The organism is Ruegeria sp. CDSC002, assembly GCF_059610905.1.
In genome coordinates, this window is record NZ_JBXWOM010000002.1 from 58,223 (window position 1) to 80,850 (window position 22,628).

General features: G+C 59.0%; 21 protein-coding genes. 16 read left to right on the forward strand and 5 right to left on the reverse strand.

The genetic code is table 11. From position 1 onward, the window contains the following. Positions 1-78: 78 nt before the first annotated feature. Positions 79-1,335, reverse strand: a complete 1,257-nt coding sequence (locus AC2FJE_RS04340; protein ID WP_496760675.1) for an RsmB/NOP family class I SAM-dependent RNA methyltransferase — start codon at positions 1,333-1,335, stop codon at positions 79-81. A gap of 89 nt (positions 1,336-1,424) precedes the next feature. On the opposite strand from AC2FJE_RS04340, the gene AC2FJE_RS04345 reads away from it, so the two are divergent. Then, entirely contained in the window at positions 1,425-1,607 is a 183-nt protein-coding gene (locus AC2FJE_RS04345; protein WP_170550772.1) for a DUF1674 domain-containing protein, read from the forward strand. Between the two features lie 4 nt (positions 1,608-1,611). Here the strand turns inward: AC2FJE_RS04345 and AC2FJE_RS04350 are convergent, their stop codons facing one another. Further along, a complete protein-coding gene (locus AC2FJE_RS04350) occupies positions 1,612-2,466 on the reverse strand; it encodes a LysR family transcriptional regulator (protein ID WP_496755340.1) in 855 nt (284 codons plus the stop codon). 99 nt (positions 2,467-2,565) lie between these two features. Between AC2FJE_RS04350 and tmpA the strand changes: the two genes are divergently transcribed. The 4 genes from tmpA (at position 2,566) to AC2FJE_RS04370 (ending at position 5,913) form a co-directional block, all read left to right on the forward strand. Next, positions 2,566-3,702: a 2-trimethylaminoethylphosphonate dioxygenase gene (tmpA, locus tag AC2FJE_RS04355; RefSeq protein ID WP_058274955.1), complete on the forward strand. Its 1,137-nt coding sequence runs from the start codon at positions 2,566-2,568 to the stop codon at positions 3,700-3,702. Beyond that, positions 3,699-4,289, forward strand: coding sequence for a (R)-1-hydroxy-2-trimethylaminoethylphosphonate oxygenase (tmpB, locus tag AC2FJE_RS04360; RefSeq protein ID WP_282170215.1), 591 nt, complete (start codon positions 3,699-3,701; stop codon positions 4,287-4,289). The genes tmpA and tmpB overlap by 4 nt, the downstream gene beginning before the upstream one ends. After that, on the forward strand, positions 4,286-4,954 hold the full coding sequence (locus AC2FJE_RS04365; RefSeq protein ID WP_109313582.1) for an ureidoglycolate lyase: 669 nt from the start codon (positions 4,286-4,288) through the stop codon (positions 4,952-4,954). Before tmpB ends, AC2FJE_RS04365 begins: the two co-directional genes overlap by 4 nt. 98 nt (positions 4,955-5,052) lie before the next feature. Further along, positions 5,053-5,913: a hypothetical protein gene (locus AC2FJE_RS04370; protein ID WP_496755341.1), complete on the forward strand. Its 861-nt coding sequence runs from the start codon at positions 5,053-5,055 to the stop codon at positions 5,911-5,913. 414 nt (positions 5,914-6,327) lie between these two features. Here the strand turns inward: AC2FJE_RS04370 and dapB are convergent, their stop codons facing one another. Then, positions 6,328-7,137, reverse strand: a complete 810-nt coding sequence (dapB, locus tag AC2FJE_RS04375) for a 4-hydroxy-tetrahydrodipicolinate reductase (RefSeq protein ID WP_496739577.1) — start codon at positions 7,135-7,137, stop codon at positions 6,328-6,330. A gap of 91 nt (positions 7,138-7,228) precedes the next feature. Here dapB and rbfA point away from each other — a divergent pair, with 91 nt between their 5' ends. The 7 genes from rbfA to AC2FJE_RS04410 all read left to right on the forward strand — a co-directional run bounded on the left by rbfA (position 7,229) and on the right by AC2FJE_RS04410 (position 12,015). Continuing rightward, on the forward strand, positions 7,229-7,624 hold the full coding sequence (rbfA, locus tag AC2FJE_RS04380; protein ID WP_058274960.1) for a 30S ribosome-binding factor RbfA: 396 nt from the start codon (positions 7,229-7,231) through the stop codon (positions 7,622-7,624). Then, positions 7,621-8,358, forward strand: a complete 738-nt coding sequence (locus AC2FJE_RS04385) for a phosphodiester glycosidase family protein (protein ID WP_496755342.1) — start codon at positions 7,621-7,623, stop codon at positions 8,356-8,358. The genes rbfA and AC2FJE_RS04385 overlap by 4 nt, the downstream gene beginning before the upstream one ends. Positions 8,359-8,418: 60 nt before the next feature. Continuing rightward, the gene (truB, locus tag AC2FJE_RS04390; protein ID WP_496755343.1) at positions 8,419-9,324 is read left to right on the forward strand and encodes a tRNA pseudouridine(55) synthase TruB; all 906 of its coding nucleotides are present in this window, start codon (positions 8,419-8,421) and stop codon (positions 9,322-9,324) included. Between the two features lie 21 nt (positions 9,325-9,345). After that, positions 9,346-9,849: a DUF1643 domain-containing protein gene (locus AC2FJE_RS04395; RefSeq protein WP_282170211.1), complete on the forward strand. Its 504-nt coding sequence runs from the start codon at positions 9,346-9,348 to the stop codon at positions 9,847-9,849. A gap of 95 nt (positions 9,850-9,944) precedes the next feature. Further along, positions 9,945-10,952, forward strand: a complete 1,008-nt coding sequence (locus AC2FJE_RS04400; protein WP_282170210.1) for a calcium-binding protein — start codon at positions 9,945-9,947, stop codon at positions 10,950-10,952. A 143-nt stretch (positions 10,953-11,095) separates the two neighbouring features. After that, entirely contained in the window at positions 11,096-11,365 is a 270-nt protein-coding gene (gene rpsO, locus AC2FJE_RS04405; protein ID WP_039543122.1) for a 30S ribosomal protein S15, read from the forward strand. A gap of 224 nt (positions 11,366-11,589) precedes the next feature. Next, the gene (locus tag AC2FJE_RS04410) at positions 11,590-12,015 is read left to right on the forward strand and encodes a VOC family protein (RefSeq protein WP_282170209.1); all 426 of its coding nucleotides are present in this window, start codon (positions 11,590-11,592) and stop codon (positions 12,013-12,015) included. A 45-nt stretch (positions 12,016-12,060) separates the two neighbouring features. Here the strand turns inward: AC2FJE_RS04410 and AC2FJE_RS04415 are convergent, their stop codons facing one another. Continuing rightward, entirely contained in the window at positions 12,061-13,029 is a 969-nt protein-coding gene (locus tag AC2FJE_RS04415; protein WP_496760676.1) for a LysR family transcriptional regulator, read from the reverse strand. An 80-nt stretch (positions 13,030-13,109) separates the two neighbouring features. Between AC2FJE_RS04415 and AC2FJE_RS04420 the strand changes: the two genes are divergently transcribed. From AC2FJE_RS04420 to AC2FJE_RS04435, 4 genes are read left to right on the forward strand one after another with little or no spacing between them, the layout of a single operon-like run. After that, on the forward strand, positions 13,110-14,639 hold the full coding sequence (locus AC2FJE_RS04420; RefSeq protein WP_496760677.1) for a trimethylamine methyltransferase family protein: 1,530 nt from the start codon (positions 13,110-13,112) through the stop codon (positions 14,637-14,639). Further along, positions 14,639-17,005, forward strand: coding sequence for a GcvT family protein (locus tag AC2FJE_RS04425; protein WP_496760678.1), 2,367 nt, complete (start codon positions 14,639-14,641; stop codon positions 17,003-17,005). The genes AC2FJE_RS04420 and AC2FJE_RS04425 overlap by 1 nt, the downstream gene beginning before the upstream one ends. Then, positions 17,002-19,380: a GcvT family protein gene (locus tag AC2FJE_RS04430; protein ID WP_496760679.1), complete on the forward strand. Its 2,379-nt coding sequence runs from the start codon at positions 17,002-17,004 to the stop codon at positions 19,378-19,380. Before AC2FJE_RS04425 ends, AC2FJE_RS04430 begins: the two co-directional genes overlap by 4 nt. Then, complete coding sequence (locus AC2FJE_RS04435) at positions 19,377-20,702, forward strand: aspartate aminotransferase family protein (RefSeq protein WP_496755349.1); 1,326 nt, start codon at positions 19,377-19,379, stop codon at positions 20,700-20,702. Before AC2FJE_RS04430 ends, AC2FJE_RS04435 begins: the two co-directional genes overlap by 4 nt. Positions 20,703-20,819: 117 nt before the next feature. Here the strand turns inward: AC2FJE_RS04435 and AC2FJE_RS04440 are convergent, their stop codons facing one another. Continuing rightward, positions 20,820-22,421 (reverse strand): BCCT family transporter, encoded by a 1,602-nt coding sequence (locus AC2FJE_RS04440; protein WP_282119569.1) that lies wholly within the window; start codon positions 22,419-22,421, stop codon positions 20,820-20,822. Between the last annotated feature and the right edge of the window lie 207 nt (positions 22,422-22,628).

The following is a 22,628-nucleotide window of genomic DNA, read 5'->3' on the forward strand; positions in this document are numbered from 1 at the left end:
TCTGCCCCTTGCGCTCTGCTGGCGCCTGAGACCCAACGATAGACCGGGGCGATCGTCAAGTCATCGAAAAGCGTGCTTCTACGCCGATTTGTTCAAGCGTGCGATGTAGAACCCATCCATTCCACCAAGATCAGCCCAGTAATCGGGCCGCAGACGCAGGCCGCCTTCCTCGGTGATCCATTCGGACTCGATTCCGGCAATGGTCAAAGCCGCCCGATCCACCGACATATCGGGGTGTTGGTCCAGCGCTTCTTCGACCTGCACCTCGCCCTCATCCGGCAGGAGAGAACAAGTGCAATAGACCAGCCGCCCGCCGGGTTTCAGCAAGCTCCAGGCGTGGGCCAGCATCCGGGCCTGCAGCTCGATCAGCTCACCGAATTCCGATCCGTCTTTGGCAAAAGGCAAGTCAGGGTGCCTGCGGATCGTTCCCGTGGCAGAACACGGCGCGTCCAAAAGGATGGCGTCATACTGGCCCTGATGTTCAAGCGCGTCGCCCGCGACGACAGTGGCTTTCAGCCCGGTGCGTTTGAGGTTCTCATGCACCCGCGCCAATCGCGTTTCCGAAACGTCGAGCGCCGTAACATCGGCCCCAGCCGCCGCTAGTTGCAGTGTTTTTCCACCCGGAGCGGCGCAAAGGTCGAGGATCTTTTCGCCCAATTTCGGGGCAAGTATGCACACTGGAATAGCGGCCGCCGCGTCCTGCACCCACCAATCACCTTTGCCATAGCCCGGAAGGGCAGTGACCTGACCGGCATCATGCAGCCGCGTCGAACCGGTCGGCAGGACTTCACCCGGTCCGCTGGCACCCGGCTTCACAGTCAGGTCAAGCGGTGCGCCGGCAAATTGCACCTTTTCCATTCCCGCGATTGCATCCTCCCCCCAGGCCATGATCAGCGGATCACGCAGCCATTCGGGCAAACGCGGCACGCGCATTTTGGGCCATGCTTCGGGCCCTTCGGCGGCCACTTTACGCAACACGGCATTCACCAGGCCTTTCAGCCGTCCGTGCTTGCGTGAACGCCCTACAATGTCGACCATTGAATTCACCACACCATGTGCCGCTTCACCGTGGCACAGCTCGACCGCGCCAAGGCGCAGGGCATTATGCACAGTCAAAGCGGGGGTACGGTTCAGGTGGTTTTCCAGCAGACGATCCGCACGCTCCAACCCGCGCAAGGTTTCCAGCGTCAGACGTTGCGCCCGCGCGCGATCTTCAGGGGCCAACCGGTCCAGCGCACCGGCGGCCAGACATTCGGACAGCAGGCGTCCTTCGCCCAGTATCTGATCCAGCAGATAGATTGCGCTGCGTCGGGCGGCTGTTGCGTTGTCGGACATGGAATCGCCTTTGAATAAATCCTCGCCCGCATTGCCAATGGCGGACGCGGGCGTATATCAAGCCCATGCACGGAAAGGAACCCGAAGTCATGAGTGACGACCGCAAAGACCTGCCGCCTGCCGCCCAGCGCGCCTTGGCCGAAGCCGAAGAGCGCCGTCGCAAGGCAGAGGCCAAAGCGAAAGAGATGCCAAAGGAACTGGGCGGTCGCGACGGTCCTGACCCGGCCCGCTATGGCGATTGGGAGAAGAAAGGCATCGCGATCGATTTCTGATCGCCTATCCCCGCAGAGCTTCCAGAAAATCCGCTATCAGAGCGCGCTGCTTCTTTGATTTCGCCCGTTCTTCCGGCCATGTCAGCCAATACCCATCTTTCGTTTTCAGCTCGGGCAGGTGCAACCGGCGCAACCGCCCGTCCTGTAGATCCGCCTTGGCCAGTGGCACCGACCCCAACGCTACGCCCATGCCCTGACGTGCCGCGGACAACGCGTGTTCCATTGAATCGAAGCTAATGGTCGACGTCGTCACATCGCCCTGCTCAGCCTTTCGCGCCCAGTCTCGCCACCCCGGCCGTTCTCCGCGCAGATCAATCAAAGGCGCGCGCCATTCAACACCCGGAGCCGCCATCGGCACCAACACTTCGGCTGCGATCAATTCGGAATCCCGCCCGGGCCAGGCACCGCGACCATAGCGGATTTGCAGCCATGTCCGCTCTTCATCCAGCGACGACCGCCGCGCCACGGAATCGGTCAGGACACGCACCTTCGGCTGCACCTCCTGAAACCGGGCAAGACTTGGCACCACAAGCGCATGGATGTGCGATGACAAACCGGCCACCCGCAATTCGCGCGGGGATTTTCCAAACAGATCCTCGGTATTGCGTTCAAGCGCCTGCAAACTGTCTTGCACCAGTGGCAGATAGCTTTCCCCTTCGACAGTCAATGATACGCCACGCGCCTCACGCACAAACAACGTGCGCCCTAGCCAGGCCTCTAGGTTACCGATCCGCTGGCTTACCGCCGCTTGTGTCAGACCAAATTCCCTCGCCGCTGCCGAAAACCCGCCCAGACGCCCCGCCGCCTCGAAAACGCGCAGCCAATCCAAGGGCGGCAACCCGATCTTTTTCTTAGCCATAAGTTTTTCCAAGCCTCAGCAGAAAGAAGGATTAATTGTCGTAATGCCACAAGAGGCGTATCTCCTCAACCAAAGCCCGCGCTGAACAGGAGACCCCCCATGCTGCGCTCTGCCACCCATGACGCCTCGGTTGTGACCGTAGAATTCGACACCGGCACAAAGGCTCGCTTTCACGCCATCTGGCTACGCGACAACGCGCTGGACCCCGAAACGCGCGCGCCCGGCAATGGCCAACGTCTGATCACCATCGGTGATATCCCCTCAGACATTTCGGTTAGCGCCGCCGAAATCAGCAATGGTGATCTGACAGTCACCTTTCAGCCAGAAGGCAAGACCGTCACCTTTCCCGCCGACTGGCTGGCCGAGCACGGCTATGACCGCGATCAAAACCGCCCCATGGGTCGGACGGCTCCCGACATCACCACCTGGGGACGCGGCATCGACGCGCCCAGCGCTGATTGGGATGAGGTCCACGCCAATCCCAGCGCCAAACGCGGATGGCTAGCTGCGGTGGCCGAATACGGCTTTGCCAAGCTGACCGGCGGCCCGACCGAACCGGAATCCCTGCTGAAAGTCGCCGATCTGTTCGGCTATGTGCGCGAAACCAACTATGGCCCCTATTTTGAGGTCCGAACCGAGGTGAACCCGACCAACCTCGCCTATACAGGCCTTGGTCTGCAGGCGCATACCGACAACCCCTATCGTGATCCGGTTCCGACGCTGCAAATTCTGTATTGCCTGGAAAACAGCGCCGAGGGTGGTGATTCCATCGTGGTTGACGGCTTCCGCGCTGCTGAAAAACTGCACGAACAGAACCCGGAAGGTTTTGCCTTGCTGGCAGGCTACCCCGCCCGGTTCGAATACAAGGGCTCGGACGGTATCTGCCTACGGTCACGCCGCCCGATGATTGAGCTGTCACCGGATGGAGAATTGGTCGGTATCCGGTTCAACAACCGCTCATCCGCGCCGTTCGTCGACGTGCCGTTCGACCAGATGGAGGCCTATTACGCCGCCTATCGCCAATTGGGCGAGATCATCGACGACCCTGCCATGGGCGTGTCGTTCAAACTGGAACCAGGCGAGAGTTTCATCGTCGACAACACCCGCGTGCTGCACGCGCGTCTGGGCTATTCCGGTGCGGGGTCACGCTGGTTGCAGGGCTGTTACGCCGACAAGGACGGGTTGCTGTCCACATTGGCCGCGATGGAAATGAGTCAACCGGAGGCCGCAGAATGAAGCCCGATTTCTCGACCCTGAGCCGGGACAATATCGTGGCCTTCATCGGCGATATCTTCGACCGCCGCGGCGGTGAGGAATATCTGGGTGAGCCCGTCACCATGGCTGAACACATGTTGCAAGGTGCCACGATCGCCGAGCAGAACGGCCAGCCCGAGGAAATCATCGTTGGCGCATTGCTGCACGATATCGGCCATTTCACCTCCGAGTTCGGCACTTATCACCCAGATGACACCGAGGACCGTCATCACGAGGATGCAGGCGCTGAGGTGCTGGAACAGTTCTTCCCCTCGGTTATCACCGATTGCTGCCGCTATCACGTGGCAGCCAAGCGGTATCTCTGCGCCACCAAACCGGAATATTTCAACCGTCTCTCCACCGCCTCGGTCCATACGCTTGAATTACAGGGCGGGCCGATGAGCGCTGAAGAGGTCGCAGAGTTCGAAAGTAATCCGAACCTGAAAGAGATCGTTCAGGTGCGCTATCTGGACGAGGCGGGCAAGCGGGCTGACATGGACACGCCGGATTTCACCCATTTCGCACCGATGGTACAGCGCATGGTCGACAGGCATCTGGGCACATCATGAGCGCGCCTGAATATATCTTCGAGGCCAGTTCAAAACCGTCCCTTCCCTGGCACGAGGTTCCGCTGATCCGGGCCACGGACACGTCGGTCAAAGGCTATGGCTGTCTGGTTGATGACCCCGATACCTTCGAGATTGAAATAGCTCGCTGGCCCCAACAGGGCTGGCGCCAGATTGACGAAGGCACCGGCGACGAGGGCGGCTGGGTCGAAGGTACGTTCAAATGCGATTGGCAGGGTGACGTGCTTTATGGTGAGAACGAGGCCGTCAAAGGCCACTATGTTCTGGGTTGGTCCGCTGATCCACAACAGGCGCAGACCGACCTGCAGACGGCACCGCGCGATCAGGTTCTACTGTGGCACATGAACTACCACCCCGATGGCGGGCAGATGTTCTGGCCGCTGGACAACAAGCCCTTCATCGTGCCTGTCGCCCTGCCCGGCGACAACCTGACGCCAGAAAAGGTGGTCGCATTCTGGTGTGACGGCACGCGTGGCCTCTATATTCATCCCGGCATCTGGCACGAAGGGATATTCCCCGTCGAAGACAACCAACGCTTCCTTGATCGGCAGGGCCGGGTGCACGCCCGGGTCAGCGCCGATATCGGCAAAGAGTTCGGCGTTTACCTTGCCTGCCCCTTGCGCGCGGACAAGATACGCGATCTGTAGCCAAACCTGTCTCCTCCGGGCGGCGCTTTTCAGATTCCCTTAACCTTTGCCGCAAACTTCTGTGATACTCTCCCTGTGCGTGCACAAGGGAGGCGCAGATGGGATTGAACCGTCGGAAATTGGTACAACTAGGCACCGCAGCCACCGCGAGTGCGGCGCTACCGCGATTTGCTATCGGCGCAACTGGCCAGAATGAGGCGTTCGAGGCCGAGTTCGCCGAAACACTGGCTGGTCTCAAAGCCGCGTTCGCCAAGCTCGGGTTTTCCGAGTCACAACCTTTTTCGATTGTCACCGGGAACGTCGACTATAATGGCGGGCTGCGGCACGATTTCGAGCAAAAGAAATTGCAACCAAACGCTTTCGTCATACAACCACTGGCTCGCGTCGCAGATGTGGAAGAAAAAAACCGCCCCGATGTCCTGCCCCTGTTTCACGAGGTTGGCTGCCATCCGGAAGGCGCGGTCAGCGGGCGTGACACCACGGAACTTATGGTGCGTCTTCTGACTGAAGAGTTCAGCCTTGACCCGTCCCGCATTGCTTTTGTCAGCGTGCCTCAGGCCGATGACGTGCGCCCGGTTCTGGATGGGATGAACTTGCCGTTCTCGCAAAAGGTCCTGCTGCGCGATGAGGCCGAGGCCCTCGCCGCCCGCGATGCTTCGGGCTTTTTCTTTCCCGATCCGTTTGGCGACGACTACATCGTGACGATGGGTGTCTACTACCGCGTCGGTGATGCTGATGAAACCGCCCCCACTGCCTATCCCCCGTCGGCCAATTGGACCGAGATCGGAGAAATTATCATCGGCGGTGAGGCCGCACCCCTTGGCATTTCCATCGGGGCCGAGCGCCTGACCTATGCCCGGACCGGCCAATACCCGGCGTGGGACGAACGGCTTGGCGCATTGTTTGCCAAAGTAGAACAAGAGGGCACGGACCCTCCCGGTCTGGTTGCGTTTCGCTAATTTAAACAGCATGTTAGCGAGGACTACGAGAGTATAGAATTGCTGACTCTGTTTTTGTTCCAGCTTGGGTTTGTGTTTTTGGCGTCCCTATCATCATGGGCAGCCATGATCTTTCTGACTTCGGTTTTTCCGATATTCAAATTCAAGGAAGAGTTTGTTGACTACTGCATTCGAACGCGCGGCACGCCGCCATCACGCAAACGGCTGCTTCTGAACGCCTATGGGGCATGCAACTATTTTTTCATATCAGAAATATGCAACGGTCTAAAGCCTAACGGGTTACGGATCGTCCCCAATGCCAATTATTTTCACTTTTTCGTGGATGGGGTGGCGTCATTTTTTACTGCGGTACTTTTTTGGATTATAGCGTTAATAGTTTTTGTTGTGGTGACCACCTTCATCTAACCGCAACGCTTACAGCCCCAACACATCCACCATGTCATATTGGCCGGGCGCCTTGCCCTGCCCCCACAGTGCCGCCTTCAGCGCACCGCGGGCAAAGATGGCGCGGTCGGTGGCCAGATGGCGCAGGACGATGCGTTCTCCGGGGGCTGCGAACAGCACGTCGTGTTCGCCCACGATGTCACCGCCGCGAATGGCATGGAACCCGATATCGCCCCGCTTGCGCGCGCCGGTAATTCCGTCGCGGCCCCGATCGGACACATCGGCCAGATCAACCCCGCGCCCTTCGGCGGCGGCCTCGCCCAGCATCAGTGCTGTACCCGAGGGCGCGTCGACTTTGTGGTGATGGTGCCCTTCGATGATCTCGATGTCGAAATCTTCATCCAGCGCTGCGGCGACCTTTTTGGTCAGTTGCACCAGCAGGTTGACGCCAAGGCTCATATTCCCTGCCCGCACGATGACCGCATGGCGAGAGGCCGGTTCCAGCGCTGCGATCTGCTCATCCGACATGCCAGTGGTACCAATCACGTGGACGCACCGTGCCTGCGCGGCCAGTGCCGCAAACTCCAGCGTCGCCTCGGGCGCCGTGAAATCGATCACCGCCTGCGCCTGCGAAAACGCCTCTAGCGGGTCGTCTGTGACGTTGACGCCCAGCGCCTGACCGCCCATCGCCTCGCCCACATCCTGACCGATCCAGTCATGGCCCGTCCGCTCAACAACACCAACCAAACGCGCCTGATCGCTGTCGGTGACGGTCTTGATCAGCATCTGCCCCATACGGCCCGAAGCCCCTGTGATGACGATCCCCGGAATATGGGTCATTGCGCTGGTCCTTTTTTTGAATTCGGCTCAAAGCCTCCTACCCCGTTCGCGCCCGCTTGGCAAAGCCCTGCTTTGGGCTTAGATCGGGGATATGGCAAAGAACAAATTCCACGATGGCCCCGGCCCGTCCCAACGACAGCTCCGTGTCGGCGAACTGATCCGCCGCACCCTGTCCGAGGTTCTGGCGCGCGGAGATGTCCACGACCCCGACCTGAACCGCATGTCAATCACCGTGGGTGAGGTGCGCACCTCGCCCGATCTGAAGATCGCCACCGCCTATGTGTTGCCCTTGGGCGGCAAGGGGCAGGAGGATGTGATCGCGCTGCTGGCCCGCAACAAGGGTGAATTGCGGCGGGCGGTCGGCAAGAAGGTCGGTCTGAAATTCTCACCCGATCTGCGGTTCCGGCTGGATGACACCTTTGACCGAATGGATGACACGCGCCGCATGTTCGATCAGGACGCGGTGCGCCGCGATCTGGACGAGTGATCCGCGCATTTGTCATTTTGGGCGCGGTCTTCTGGGCCGCGCAGGCCTCAGCGGTCACATGCGAGAAGGTGACCCATGAGGACAAGCGGTACACCATCTGCGAGGTGGATGCCGCCAGCGAAGAGTTGCGCCTCTTCCTCAATGATGAAGACGGTAAGGTGCTGGGCCATTTCTCATCGGTGAACGAGACCCTGGCCCCACAGGGAAAGCGTCTGGCATTTGCCATGAACGCGGGCATGTATCATGACGACCGCTCGCCTGTCGGGCATTATGTCGAAGGCGGCCAGGAACAGATGCGGGTGATCCCCAATGCCGGGCCGGGCAATTTCGGTTTGTTGCCGAACGGAGTGTTTTGCATCCGCGAAGGCCGCGCCGACGTGTTTGAGACATTGGATTATGTGGATCAGGCCCCGCAGTGCCGTTTCGCCACGCAATCCGGTCCTATGCTGGTCATCGACGGGGAATTGCACCCGCGATTCCTGCCCGATTCGACCTCGCGCTACGTGCGCAACGGCGTTGGTACCAGCGCGGATGGGACACGGGCAGTATTCGCGATCTCGGATGACTATGTCACCTTCCACGAATTCGGCAGCCTGTTCCGCGATGTCCTTGAAACGCCGAATGCCCTGTTCTTCGACGGCAATATCTCTCGTATGTATGAACGCGCGGGCAATCGGTCGGATGTCGGGTTTTCGCTTGGCCCTATTGTAGGTGTTGTCGAAGATACGCCCTGAAATTGACAGTGGCAGAACGATCCGTTAGGTCGCGCGCCTCGGTAAGATTCAGGGTGTAGAATGGGACGCAAACGCAAGGGTCGCGACATTTCCGGTTGGCTGGTGGTGGACAAGCCCGCGGGCATGACCTCGACCGCTGTGGTCAACAAGGTTAGGTGGGCGATGGATGCCAAGAAAGCGGGCCATGCAGGCACGCTGGACCCCGAAGCAACCGGCGTTCTGGCCGTGGCTTTGGGTGAGGCGACCAAGACCGTTCCCTACATCACCGACGCGCTGAAGGCCTACACCTTCACCGTCCGTTTGGGTCAGGCGACCAACACCGACGATGCCGAGGGCGAAGTGATCGCACAAAGCGACGCGCGCCCTTCGGATGACGATATCAAACAGGCGCTGGCCCCGTTTCTGGGTGATACCATGCAGGTCCCGCCCAAGTTCTCGGCCGTGAAAATCGACGGCCAGCGCGCCTATAAGCTGGCCCGCGATGGCGAAGATGTGGAATTGGCCGCGCGACCGCTATGGGTCGAGGAACTGATTTTGGTCGACCGCCCCGACGAAGACCACGTGACGTTGGAAATGACCTGCGGCAAGGGCGGCTATGTCCGCTCAATCGCCCGCGATCTGGGCGCAGCGCTGGGGTGCCACGGACACGTCCGGGAACTGCGCCGCGTCTGGTCCGGCCCGTTCGAGGTTGAAGACGGGTTGAGCATCGAACAGATCGATGAAATGGCCAAGACAACCGAACTGGACGACTACCTGCACCCGCTGGAAACCGGCCTCGCCGGTCTGCCTGAATTGAAATGCACACCCGAAGGCGCAACCCGCCTGCGCAACGGAAATCCGGGCATGGTTCTGGCCTCGGACGTGGAATACGGCGATGAAGCCTGGGCTTCGCTGGACGGCAAGGCCGTGGCGGTGGGGATCTACAAATCGGGCGAATTGCACCCCAGCCGGGTGTTCGTTACCTAAGCCACGTGCTAGGCGAAGGGCATGATTACCCGAACGCACACTAAGGGCGACGCGCCCTCAACCGCCATCTATTCCGATTGCGAGAAATATCGCTATAGCCTGACCCGTATCTGGGATCCTGCGGGGCGCAAAGCGCTGTTTGTGATGCTGAACCCGTCAACCGCGACCGAGGTTCAGAACGACCCGACGGTGGAACGTTGCGAACGCCGCGCGCGGGCGCTGGGGTTCGGAGCATTTCAGGTAACCAACATCTTTGCCTGGCGCGACACCGACCCGCGCAAGATGCGCGCTGCTGCCGACCCGGTAGGACCCGAGAACGACGCGGCCATATTGGATGGTGTTCAATGGGCCGATCAGGTCATCGCCGCATGGGGCACCCATGGTGCACATCTGGACCGCGGCCCGGCGGTTGAGACGCTGCTGCGCGGCACCGGTCAGCAACTGTTTCATTTGGGGCTGACCAAGGCCGGACACCCCAAGCACCCGCTTTACATCGCCTATACCCAACAGCCCGAACCGTGGTGACCGACGGTTAACCACAAGTTCAGCTTGGCTTTGACCAACTGACTGATCACATGGGATATTTCATCCTCGGAGCAGTGCGTTCTCGGAGGGTTGCCATGTTTCTGTTCGGATTGCTGAGCCTGGCCGCAATGGGCGGAGCAGCCTATGCGATGGGCGGTATTATGGAGGCTGACGACGACACCGAAGAAGACGAGATCATCGAAGATGAACCGCAAGAGGTCTCTGACGGCAGGTATCTTGAGATTGGTGAAAACATCGACGAAGTCGAAGAGGCCTCGACCGGGACCATAGTCTCGGAATTCGAAGGCGATCTGGTTGTGGCCGGGGACGACAACACAAACATTCTGACTGGACAGGATGGCGACGACCAGATCAACGGCTACGGTGACGACGACACTGTGCTGGGGGGCATGGGCGATGACACCCTGCATGGCGGCGATGGCGGTGATACAATCCAGGGCGGCGAAGGCGATGATGTTTTGCATGGCGAAGGCGACGATGACGTCCTGTCCGGAGATGATGGCGACGACGAGCTTTTTGGCCATTTCGGCGACGACAGGCTGGACGGCGGCGATGGGGATGACGATTTGTACGGCGGTCAGGACAACGACACGCTGACCGGAGGCGCGGGCGCCGATGCGCTGCATGGGGGCTATGGCGACGATGAGCTTGCTGGTGGCGCAGGTGAAGACGTCTTGTTTGGCGGCGACGGTGACGACGTGCTGACCGGTGAGGATGGCGAAAACGAAGACTCCGTGGATTTTCTGAATGGCGGTGCCGGCGACGACATTATTGCTGTCCATAGCGGTGATATCGTGACCGGAGGCGAAGGCGCCGACAGCATCCACCTGAACCCCGAGGATGACGACGATGCCGTCAAGGTCATGGATTTTGAACCCGGGCAGGACAAGCTGTTGATCTCGTGGGAAGGCGAGGAATATCCGGAGATCAACATTGAAACAGACACTGAAAACGAAAACCTGACCCGTATCATGGTCGACGGACAAGACGTCGCCCAACTGCTGGGTGCCAAGGGGTTGACCCTGGACGATATCCAACTGATCAACGGTCAGGAACTGTCGCAGCTCAATGCGCTGAGTTGAAGCAATAGAATCTCTTTGCCATTTGCCTGAAATCCGCTTATACGCGCCCATCCGCATCGGAATCGGTGCGGTTTTCTCCATGGGCCTGTGCTGGACGACATCCCGGCCTGCGCCATCAACTCTAACCTTTAAAGGAGACCCCGATGTCGATTACTGCCGCTGAAAAAGCACGCGTCATGAAAGAATTCGGCACCAAGGACGGCGACACCGGTTCGCCAGAAGTCCAGGTTGCCATCCTGACCTCGCGCATCACCACCCTGACCGAGCACTTCAAGACCCACAAGAAAGACAACCACGGTCGTCGCGGTCTGCTGAAAATGGTCGCCCAGCGCCGTAAGCTGCTGGACTACCTGAAGGGCAAAGAAGAAGCGCGCTATCAGGACCTGATCAAAAAGTTGGGCATCCGTCGTTAATTTCGGATCTTACCGCTTTTGGATTTCGGACGCCCGCCCTAATTGGCGGGCGTTTTTTGTTGGATCAGGGAACGCGCGCTCGGAGTAGCGGTATGGTGGGGCTCAATCCGGCTTGCAGTTCACAAACTCTGTCGGCACTATCCCGGGACCTGATCAACAGCTGCTCAATACCTCAGTCCCCCAAGCACACATCCAGTGTGTGACGACAAGTAAAATGGAACCAAATGAAGCTGGAATTTCATCATATTAACCTGGTGGCAGACGACGTTGACCGCCTACACGACTTTTATACAAACGTCTTGGGTTTGGGTGATATTCCGCAGCATAATTTCCCGCGCTCTGAAGCAACCGAAGACTCGGGTTATGACGGCCAAATCCGCTTTGCAACGGACGGCAGCATGCAGATGCACCTTGCGGAACGGGACTTTGACGTCGCTTTCAAAAATGATCAGGTCATCAATCCAGTGAGCCGCGGACACATTGCGTTCCGAACGGATGATCTTACCGCGGTCTTGAGGATACTTGATGAAAACGCGGTTCCTTATTCGGACTATGGCACAGCCTTTTCGAAAGAGTGGCACCAAGTGTTCTTTCGCGACCCCGAAGGCAATGTTGTCGAAGTTCATCAACAGGTAGCGACTTTGGGCTAAAACTTAGCCCGAAGTTCCCCGCACTGTTCAGCTTGTGACGGCGCGCTAAACCATATCGTACTCTACGCTTTTGGCTCCGATGTCGCCCATGTGGCCGGTGATGCGCTGCACCAATTTCTGCCTGGACATGTCTGCAAGCGCCTCCGGAAAACTCTGAAGCTCTTCCTTTCTGGCGACAACTGTCAAAGTGCGTGAAAGGCCCGAGACCGGAAGATCTTTCAACTGCAGACTCATATTCTCGACCAAACCATCAATCAGCAATGTCGGCGTCAAAAGGCTGAACCCCTGGCCTGCGGAAACACAGGACGTAACCATGCTGGATCGGTCCGCCTGGATGACCTTGTCGGGCTCAAACCGCAATCGGCGCAGATGCTGCGCAATCTGGCGGCCCGCGTTGGTTGTATCCCCGAACCGAACTAAAGGAAGCCGCGTTTGGATCGCCTCCAGGCTGTCCGTCGGGCCGTCATATGTTTCTGGCAGGACCAGAAGGTATCGTTCGGTCAGAACGTGATGACGCTCCAGACCATCCATATCCAGAAACGGGTTAGATGTGATCGCGAGGTCCGCTTGTTTCGTCCGCAGCAGGTGTTCATGGTTACCGCTTTGACCGGCGTGCAGGGTGATATCTTCAACGTTGAACTCACGCTGCGCAAAATCGACCAACGAGGGCGTCAACGTCGTGGCGATCGAGGCTTGAATGCCGACCCGCAGCAAGGACAGGGACTTCTGGCCAACATGGCGCAATTCCGTTTCCATGTCCGAAAGCGCATCCAGAATTTTCTGCGCTCTTCCATGCAAACGCGCACCCGCATAGGTCAGCCGTGCCGGTCGCGTACTGCGATCCAGAAGCACAGTACCAAAAGCCTTTTCCAACGCAGTGACGTGCTGGGAAGCCGCCGGCTGCGACAAATTCAGAAGTTTTGCGCCAGCCCGCATCTGACCCGTTTCCGCAACGGCGACGAAAACCTCAAGTGAACGCATCAGACTTGGTGAGAGTTTACGATGATCCAGCATTGCTCATCCTTAGTATAAATAACCTTTATACTGTTGGAATTTTCTTGGTTTACGTCAAGCACTCGGTCAACGCTTCGACCATGACACGTTCGCGCTCATCTCGACGCCGCAGGGCCGCTGGACCTCGCACTCTTCCCGAGGCGCGCGCGCCGTTTATTCTGCGCAAGCTTTCGACCTTCAATGTCCTCAGCGAGGCAGGGTTGGAACAGATCGAGGCCAATGCTGATACCATCCTTGCCGAAATCGGGATGGAGTTCCAGGACGACCCTGAGATTCTAGGCATTTTTGCCGATGCAGGCTGTGACGTAGACGGCTCGCGCGTGCGGTTCGCGCCGGGGTTCTGCCGCAAAACGATTATGGCAACCGCGCCAGCACAGTTCGTTCAACACGCCCGAAACCCAGCCAACAACGTTCAGCTGGGCGGCGACGCCAGCGTGTTATGCCCGGCTTGGGGTCCGCCCTTTGTGCACGATCTGGACCGCGGGCGGCGCTATGCCTCGCATCAGGATTTCGTCGACCTGATTAAGCTGCATCACAGCCTGCCCTGGCTGCACCATTCGGGCGGCGTGGTCTGCGAACCGGTGGATTTACCGGCCAACAAACGCCATCTCGACATGCTCTATGGTCATATTCGCCATTCTGACCGCGCCTTTATGGGGGCCTTTATCGGGGCCGAACGCGCGGGTCACGCGATAGACATGGCGCGGATTGTCTTCGGCGAAGACTTCGTGGCGGAAAACGCCGTCCTGTATTGTGTCTCGAATACAAACGCGCCGTTGGTGATGGACAGTCACATGTCGGGCGCGTTGAAAACCTACGCCCGCGCCGGGCAACCGGTCGCTTGCACCCCTTGGGTTCTGACCGGGGCCATGTCGCCGTCTACCGTTGCCGGGACGTTGGCTCAGGTGTTGGCCGAGACCATGGCAGCGATGACGCTGACCCAACTGGTGAACCCCGGGGCACCCTGCTTGATGGGCAGTTTCGCCTCAACCATGTCGATGAAATCCGGTGCGCCCACTTTTGGTACGCCCGAAGCCGGGTTGATGGTTTTGGCGGCCGGTCAGCTTGCCCGCAGACTGGGGGTGCCGCTGCACACGGTTGGCACGCTCAGCGCCTCAAAAGTTGCGGACGCCCAGAGCCAGCAAGAGGCTACATGGGGCCTGATGATGTCGATGTTCGCGGGTGCCAATCTGATCAACCATGCCACGGGATGGCTCGAAGGTGGGTTGGTGACCTCGTTCGAAAAAACGATCTTGGATCATGATCTGTGTGGCAAAGTCGGACGGTTCTTCTATGGAATCGACATGAGCGAGAACGCTCAGGCGATGGAGGCAATTGCCGCGACTGGACCGGGGCGGCACTTTCTGGGCTCTGAGCATACGCAGGCCAATTTCATGTCCGCATTGTTCCGGCCCTGGATCCCGGATGACAATTCATTCGAACAATGGCACGCGGCCGGAGAGTTGGATGCCGCAGCCCGCGCCAATGCAATCTGGAAAGAGCGGATTGACGCATACGAAGATCCCGGTATCGACCCTGATATTGACGCGCGGTTGCAGGATTACATCGCGATGCGTAAGGCCGAGAAGCCAGATCAGGATTACTTCTGATGAGCCGTGTCTTGATCATCGGAGGTGGCGCTATTGGTCTGAGCCTGGCCTACCACCTGGCCAAAGGCGGTTCGAATGACGTCACTGTTCTGGAGCGCAATCAGCTGACCTCGGGCACGTCCTGGCATGCGGCGGGGATTGTCGGCCCGCTGCGCGCAACGCCAAGCATGACCCGATTGGCAATGGCCGCACGTGAGGTTTTTCCGACCCTTGAGGCCGAGACTGGCATGTCCACTGGATATCGCCAAACCTCTGGCTATTGGCTGGCCCGCGACCCTGCCCGCCTGGACGAGCTGCGCCGGATTGCGAATCTGGGCCAGACGCTGGGATTGACCCCACGCATGATCGAAGCCTCGGACGTGCCCCTGTCACACCTTGATCTGAAGAACCATGTCGGTGCGCTGCATGTGCCGGAAGACGCCAATGTGAATCCGGTCGATTTGTGCATGGCATACGCCAAAGGTGCACGGGATCGTGGCGTTTCAATCCGCGAATATACCGGGGTTCAGTCCCTGCGGAGAAAGGGTCAGCGGATCACGGGTGTAACCCTGACCGATGGGACGGAACTGGACGCCGATCAGGTCGTTCTTGCCACCGGCGCTTGGTCACGTGAGCTGGCCGCCAATGTTGGCGTCGCGCTTCCGTTACAGGCGGTCGAGCACATGTATGTTGTCACCGAACCGATGCCCAACCTGCCCAACCCTTTCCCAGTGATCCGAGATCTGGACCGGGGCATCTACATCAAGGGCGATGCGGGCAAGCTTGTGATCGGCGGCTTTGAACCCAACGCCAAATGCTGGGACGCATACGGCCCCGAAGGCGACCGACCCTTTCTTGAACTGGCCGAGGATTGGGATCAGTTCGCCCCCTTCATGGAGGCCGCGCTAGAGCTGTGCCCCTGCCTTGAAACCATCGGTATCCAGCATTTCATGAATGGCCCCGAAAGCTTTACCGCGGACACAAAGCCGCTTGTTGGTGAAACCACGGTCGATGGTTTGTTTGTGGCTGCGGGTATGAACTCGGTCGGGGTCATGTCTTCGGCGGGGATTGGGCGGGCGCTGGCGGATTGGATGGTCGACGGCCACCCCCCGATGGACATGTGGGAAGTCGATGTCGCCCGGGTCGACCCGCACACAGCCAGCACCGAACATATGGCCGACCGCATGGAAGAGGCCGTCGCGGATCTTTTCGCTTTGCATTGGCCATATAAACAGCCCAAGGCGGGTCGAGGTCTGCGCACCACAGCACTGCACGATTTCTGGGCGGAGGCCGGGGCACATTTTGGCCTGACGGCCGGTTGGGAACGAGGGCTGTATTACGGACCGGCACAGCCCTATTCGACAACAGATCAGGGGTGGTGGCCGCTGGTTGAGGCCGAAGCGGCGGTCTTGGATCAGGGCACTGCGCTGATTGACCTAAGCCCGTTTACCAAACTGGACATCACCGGGCCGGATGCTCTGAAGGCATTGAACTTCCTGACGACCGCGCAGATGGACGTGCCCATTGGTCGGGCTGTCTATACACAGATACTTAACGCGCGCGGTGGGATCGAAATGGATGTGACTATCACGCGGTTGGGTAGGGATGCGTTTCATCTAACCTCGGGCGCCGCCACGCGGATGCGCGATCGGATGTTTCTGCGCAGGCATTTGAAGGGCGAGGTATCTGTCAGGGATGTGACCGAAGCATTCTGCACAATCGGTGTGATGGGAGGTGGCAGCCGAACGCTGCTACAGGGTCTTGGCAGCGTTCCAGAAATGGCATTTGGCTATGCCGCCACCGCCGAAATGGCAGGCATTGCTTGCCGCGCCACGCGCGTTAGTTTTGTCGGAGAATTGGGCTGGGAACTAACCATACCCAACGCTCAGGCCCCTCAGTTGTTCGACACCCTTCACAAGGCAGGCGCGCGCCCGCTGGGCCACTATGCGGTTGACGCCTGCCGGCTGGAAAAGGGCTTCAAACACTGGGGGCATGAACTTGGCCCCAAGATCACTCCGCTGGAAGCCGGTCTGGGGTTCACCATCGACTGGTCCAAGGAGTTTCAGGGCAAAGCGGCGCTGGAACAGCAAAAGTCCAACGGCTTGCAACAGCGCCTGATCCTTCTGCAGGTTCACGGCAATGCCCTGATGTTGCATGACGAACCGGTGTTCGAGAACGGCATCCATGTCGGGCTCACAACCTCGGGCGGGCGCGGGCCGCGTACGGGGCTGAACCTGTGTTTTGCCATGGTCGCGGTCCAATCGGGCGAGACGTTGACCCAGATATGCGATCGAAATTTCGCGGTTCGGGTTGCTGGGCAGGACTATCTGGCGCAGCCCTTGCGACGTCCGCCCTTTGATCCCTCAGGCGAAAGGATGCGCGCATGATCAAGGCGCAGGTTGTCATCATCGGTGGCGGCGCGATGGGCGTGTCGCTGATGTATCATCTGATCAAGGCGGACTGGTCCGATGTCCTGCTGGTCGAGAAAAACGACCTGACCCATGGTTCGACATGGCACGCGGCGGGACTGTGCACCCATTTCGCGCATAATCCCACCATTCAGGAATTGCGCGCCACCTCTGTTCGGCTTTACCGCGATATACTTCCGCGGGAAACCGGACGCGATTGCGGCTTTCACCGCTCTGGCGCGATGCGGATTACCCGCAACCCCGACCGAATGGATGAGTTCCGCCATGTGGCCGGTCTGTCCGAATTCACCGGCTACCCGCTGGAGGTCCTGACGCCCGACCGGATCGCCGAGCTCTTCCCTCTGGCCAAACTGGATGGGCTGATCGGCGGGATCTATGAACCTGATGACGGCCATGTAGACCCTACGCTGGCGACCCACGCAATGGCTGAGGTTGCCCGGCGTGGCGGAGCTCGGATCATACGCAATTGCGCAGTCACCGCGATTGAGCGTCAGCAGGATCATTGGCGGATTGAGACTGCGAAGGAGATCATAGAAACCACCCACGTGGTCAACGCCGCAGGCACCTGGGGCTGGGAAATCGGGCATATGATGGGACTCAACATCCCGTCTGTTCCGGTGCTGCACCAATACCTGGTGACGGACACGGTGGCGGCCGTATCGTCCCGGATCAAAGAGGGTCTGCCCGAACTGCCGATCATTCGCGACCCTGAAGAAAGCTGGTATGTGCGGCAGGAACGCGATGGGCTGATCCTGGGGCCTTATGAAAAGGACGCCAAGGTCTGGTCCGTTGATGGTGTGCCACCCGAGTTTGGCGCGGACCTGATGCCGCCGGATCTGGACAGTGTGGAACACATCATCATGGCCGCAATGGAACGAATACCGGCGCTGGAAACCGGTGGTGTAAAATCGGTGATCAACGGGCCGATTACCTTCACCCCGGATGCAAATCCATTGATCGGACCTGCACACGGGCTGGAAAACGCCTGGATTTTGACCGGCTCGTCCATGGGGGTGATGGAAGGTGGTGGCGCAGGTTGGTTCCTGGCCCATTGGATGACCCACGGCGCGCCGCCGATGGATGCGCTGGCGGTGGACTCGCGCCGCTTTGGGTCCTGGGCAGATCGCGATTACCGCGTGGCTAAGGCCGTCGAGTGTTTCGGCCTGCAATTCGGCGTGCACTATCCGCATGAGGAACGGCCCGCAGGGCGCGGCCTGCGGCTGTCCCCGCTGCACGACCTGATGGTCAAACGTGGCGCGGTGATGGGCGCGGTTTATGGGTGGGAGCGTCCAAATTGGTTCTCAAACACGCCCGGAGCAATCGCCGATGAAACTTTCCGCCGCGCCAATTGGTTCGAACCCGTGGCGCAAGAGGTCGAGGCCGCGCACAATCGCGTCGCCATGGCCGACTTGTCGGTGTTTTCGAAATTCGACGTCACCGGCCCCGATGTCGCGGCCTTCCTACAAGCATTGGGCGCGAACCGCGCGATCCCGCCGGGCCGGATCGGCCTGACCCATGCGCTGACCCCGGCAGGCGGCGTATTGTCGGAATTCACCGTCACCCGCTTGGCCGAGGATCACGCCTATCTGACCAGCGCCGCGGCGGCCGAGCAGATCGACCATGATCTTCTGACGCAGGTTGCCAAGGGCTTTGACGTCACCATCCGAAACGTCTCTGAGGATCTGGCAGTTATCGGCGTCATGGGGCCCAAATCCTCCGATGTGTTGCCCGAGTTGAAACATATGCCATGGCTCACCGCGCAAGAGATCCATGTAGCGGGGTTTCCCCTGCGCGCCTTGCGAGTATCCTATCTGGGCGAATGCGGTTGGGAACTGCACGTGGCTAAAGAACATGCCGTGCAACTTTTCATGACGCTTGAAGAGATCGCCAAACCTCATGGTCTGGGATTCTACGGGGCCTATGCCGCAAACTCAATGCGTCTTGAAAAAGGCTATCCTGGTTGGGGCAGTGATCTGACGACCGAACGCAGCCCATTTGAGGCAGGTCTGACCCCGTTTGTCCGCAAGGACCTACGCGACGAACTAGCAAGGGACAACGCATGGGAAATGGTGCTGCTTGAGGTCGACGCCGGTGAGATAGATCCGTTCTGCGCGCACACGGTCTGGAAAGATGGTCTGCCTGTCGGCATCGCCACCTCGGGTGCCTATGGCCACCGGACCGGTAAGGTTCTGGCTTTGGCCTATCTGCGCGACCCGACTGCGCGAGACGGGCTAACCATCTCAATACTGGGCCAGCATGGTGCGGCAACGATCCTGCCTGAGCCCCCCTTTGACCCCGATAACTCACGCCTGAAAACCGGAGGTTCCAAATGACCGACCACCCCCTTCACACCGACTGGAACTTCTCGAAAACAGCCGCGCGACGGGACCAGTATTATGCCGCCTCGCTGACGCGCTTTACCCCGTTTCGCGAACCGATCGTTTTCAAGAAAGGTCAGGGCCAATACCTTTGGGATACGGAGGGGCGGAAATACACTGATATGTTGGGCATGAATGTCTGTATCTCGGTCGGACATTCGCATCCGCGCGTGGTGGCAGCGGCGACCGCGCAAGCGCAAGAGCTGACCCATTGCACGACAATGTTTTATCACCCGACACCTGCGCATCTGGCCGAAGAATTGGCTGCGACGATGCCCAAAGGAAATGACTGGGTGGTGCATCTGACCAACTCCGGATCCGAAGCGGTTGATCTGGCGATGACCATGGCGCGCACTTACACAGGCAATCTGGATTTACTTGCGCTGCGTACCGCCTATCACGGACCAACGGCAGCAGCGCAGTCGATCACCGGCATCTCGGGCTGGCGTCACCCGGGCATGCCCGGCAACGTTGCCTTCGTGCCGGAACCCAATCAATACCGCGGCATCTTTGGGCCGGGCACGCAGCCCTATCTGGGTGAGATCGATCGCACAATCGCCACAGCCACATCCGGCAATGTGGCGGGCATCTTTGTCGAAAGCGTGCAGGGCTATGGTGGCATCATCGAAATGCCGCCCGGTTATTTGTCCGGCGCAGCCGAACGCGTGCGCGCGGCAGGAGGTCTTTATATCGCGGACGAGGTGCAGTCGGGCTTTGGCCGTACGGGCGAGAATTTCTGGGGGTTCGAAGCGGACGGCGTTGTTCCCGATATCATCGTCATGGCCAAGGGTCTGGGGAATGGCTTTCCGATTGGTGCAGTTGTGGCCAAGAAGCATATCGCCGAACCCATGGCAGAGAGGTTTATGTTCCACACCTATGGTGCCAACCCGACCTCGGCGGCGGCAGCCCGTGCGGTTCTTGCCGTTATGCGGGACGAAGGGTTGCAGGAAAACGCCCGCGTAGTGGGGGCCGCTTTGCTGGAAAGGCTGCACGGCTTGAAAGACAAGTATCAGGTCATCGGCGATGTTCGCGGGAAAGGCCTTATGCTTGCACTGGAGTTCGTCAAAGACCGGGACAGCAAGACGCCTGACAAGGACATGACAACTGAGGTTTTCGAAGCCTGCCGCTCACAAGGAATTATCCTGTCAAAGTCCGGTCCGTTTCAACAATGCTTGCGGATGGTGCCACCGTTGTGTTTGTCGTTGGACGACGTGGATCAGGTGGCGAACAGTCTTGATCAGGCGCTCGAAGCTGCCGTGAGTGTCGCCAAAGCATAAGTAGCGGGGCCATCGGCCCATGCTATTTGGCTTCGAATGATCCGGACGTTCATAGTTGTCCGGGGACGAAAATCGCCCGCCAAAAGGCGGGCGTCCAAAGCTTCTCGGATCAAGCCCCTACATCTTGGCTTTTTCTGATTTCAGCGCCAGCCACAAGCAATAGCACATGATCAGAACCACCAACGTGAACGGGATACCTGTCGAAACCGCAGCACCTTGCAGTGCAGAGAGGCCCCCGCCAAGCAGCAGCGCAATGGCGACCAGACCTTCCAAAGTGCACCAGAACACCCGCTGAACCACCGGTGCGTCCATCTTGCCACCCGCAGTAATCGTGTCGATAACCAGCGAGCCGGAATCCGACGAGGTGACAAAGAACACAACGATCAGAACCAGGGCGATTGGCGCAACAATACCGTAAAGCGGCAGTTCTTTGAGAAAACCGAACAGCGCACCTTCAGGGGCGTAGCTGTCGATCACTGTGGCACGCACACCTTCGGCTCCACCTGCGTTCAACATGTCGATGGCGGCACCGCCAAAGGTCGACATCCACAAGGCACAAACAGCCGTCGGTGCCAGCAGGGCGCAAAGGATGAACTCGCGCACTGTGCGACCTTTTGAGATGCGGGCGATGAACATGCCCACAAAAGGCGACCATGCGATCCACCAGGCCCAATAGAAGGTCGTCCAGCCGTGGAAGTAACTGGTGTCTTCGCGTCCGAACGGGTTCGACAGCGCCGGCAGGTGGTACACATAATCCACCATCACGTTGAAATACCGTGCGATGGCCGTGCCGACGCCAGTAACAACAATCACGAAGATAAACAGGCCCACGGCCATGATCATGTTGATTTCACTCAACCGTTTGACGCCAGCATCCATCCCCATCAGGACCGAACCCAACGCAATCAACGTGATACCGATAATCAGCAGAACTGTGACGGTTGGGCTGGGTTCGATACCGAACACCTCATTCAACCCTGCCGCAACCTGCTGCGCGCCAAGACCCAGCGAGGTGGTCAGGCCAAAGAGCGTCGCAAACACAGCCAAGGTATCAATGATATGGCCCCACCAACCCCAGACGCGTTCGCCCAGGATCGGGTAGAAGGCTGAACGCAAGGTCAGGGGCAGATCAAGGTTATAGGCAAATATGGCCAGGCTTAGACCAACAGCGGCATAGACCGCCCACCCTTCCAGCCCCCAGTGATGGATTGTACCGACAACTCCAGCATATTCATTGCCCGGAACAGCGATGTCGATGCCCAGTGGCACCGCGTTGCCATCTTCGGCAAAATTGTAATAGACGGGCTCCATCACTCCAAAGAACAACAGCCCGATGCCGATACCAGCCGCGAACATCATCGCAATCCATCCGGCATAGGAATAGTCGGGCTTTGCGTCCTTGCCACCGATCCGCACCTTGCCAACCGGCAACACGATCAGGACCAGGCAGAACAGCGTGATTGCGTCGACCGAAAGAACCAGAAACCAGTCAAACGTGCTGGTGAGCCATGGTCGTAGCCAGCCAAACAGTGTCGCGGTACCTTCTTGGTTGGCCAAAGCGATCAGAACGAACGCAAAGATCAGGATGCTCGAGATCAAAAAGACCGGGTTGTGGATGTCCAGACCGAATGGTCGGACGTTGTCTTGCCCAAGCTCGTATTCGGTCTCGAAGTCATAAATCCGGGGGTCCGGATCCAGCATTTTCTTGGTTTGTGCCATTCGTCTGCCCTTCTGTTCGCTAAGTGCAAACGCCAAGGTATTCGACCAGCGGACGGAAACGAGATTTTGTCCCTTGGCGTTTCTCCGTCAATTCGACCGCGGGCTTCGTGATAACAGCTTACACTGACGACATAATTTCACCAAACGCATTCCTGTTAGTGAATGCAATTGCGTTGCACTCACCCCTTGTAAACTAATCGCCTTCAG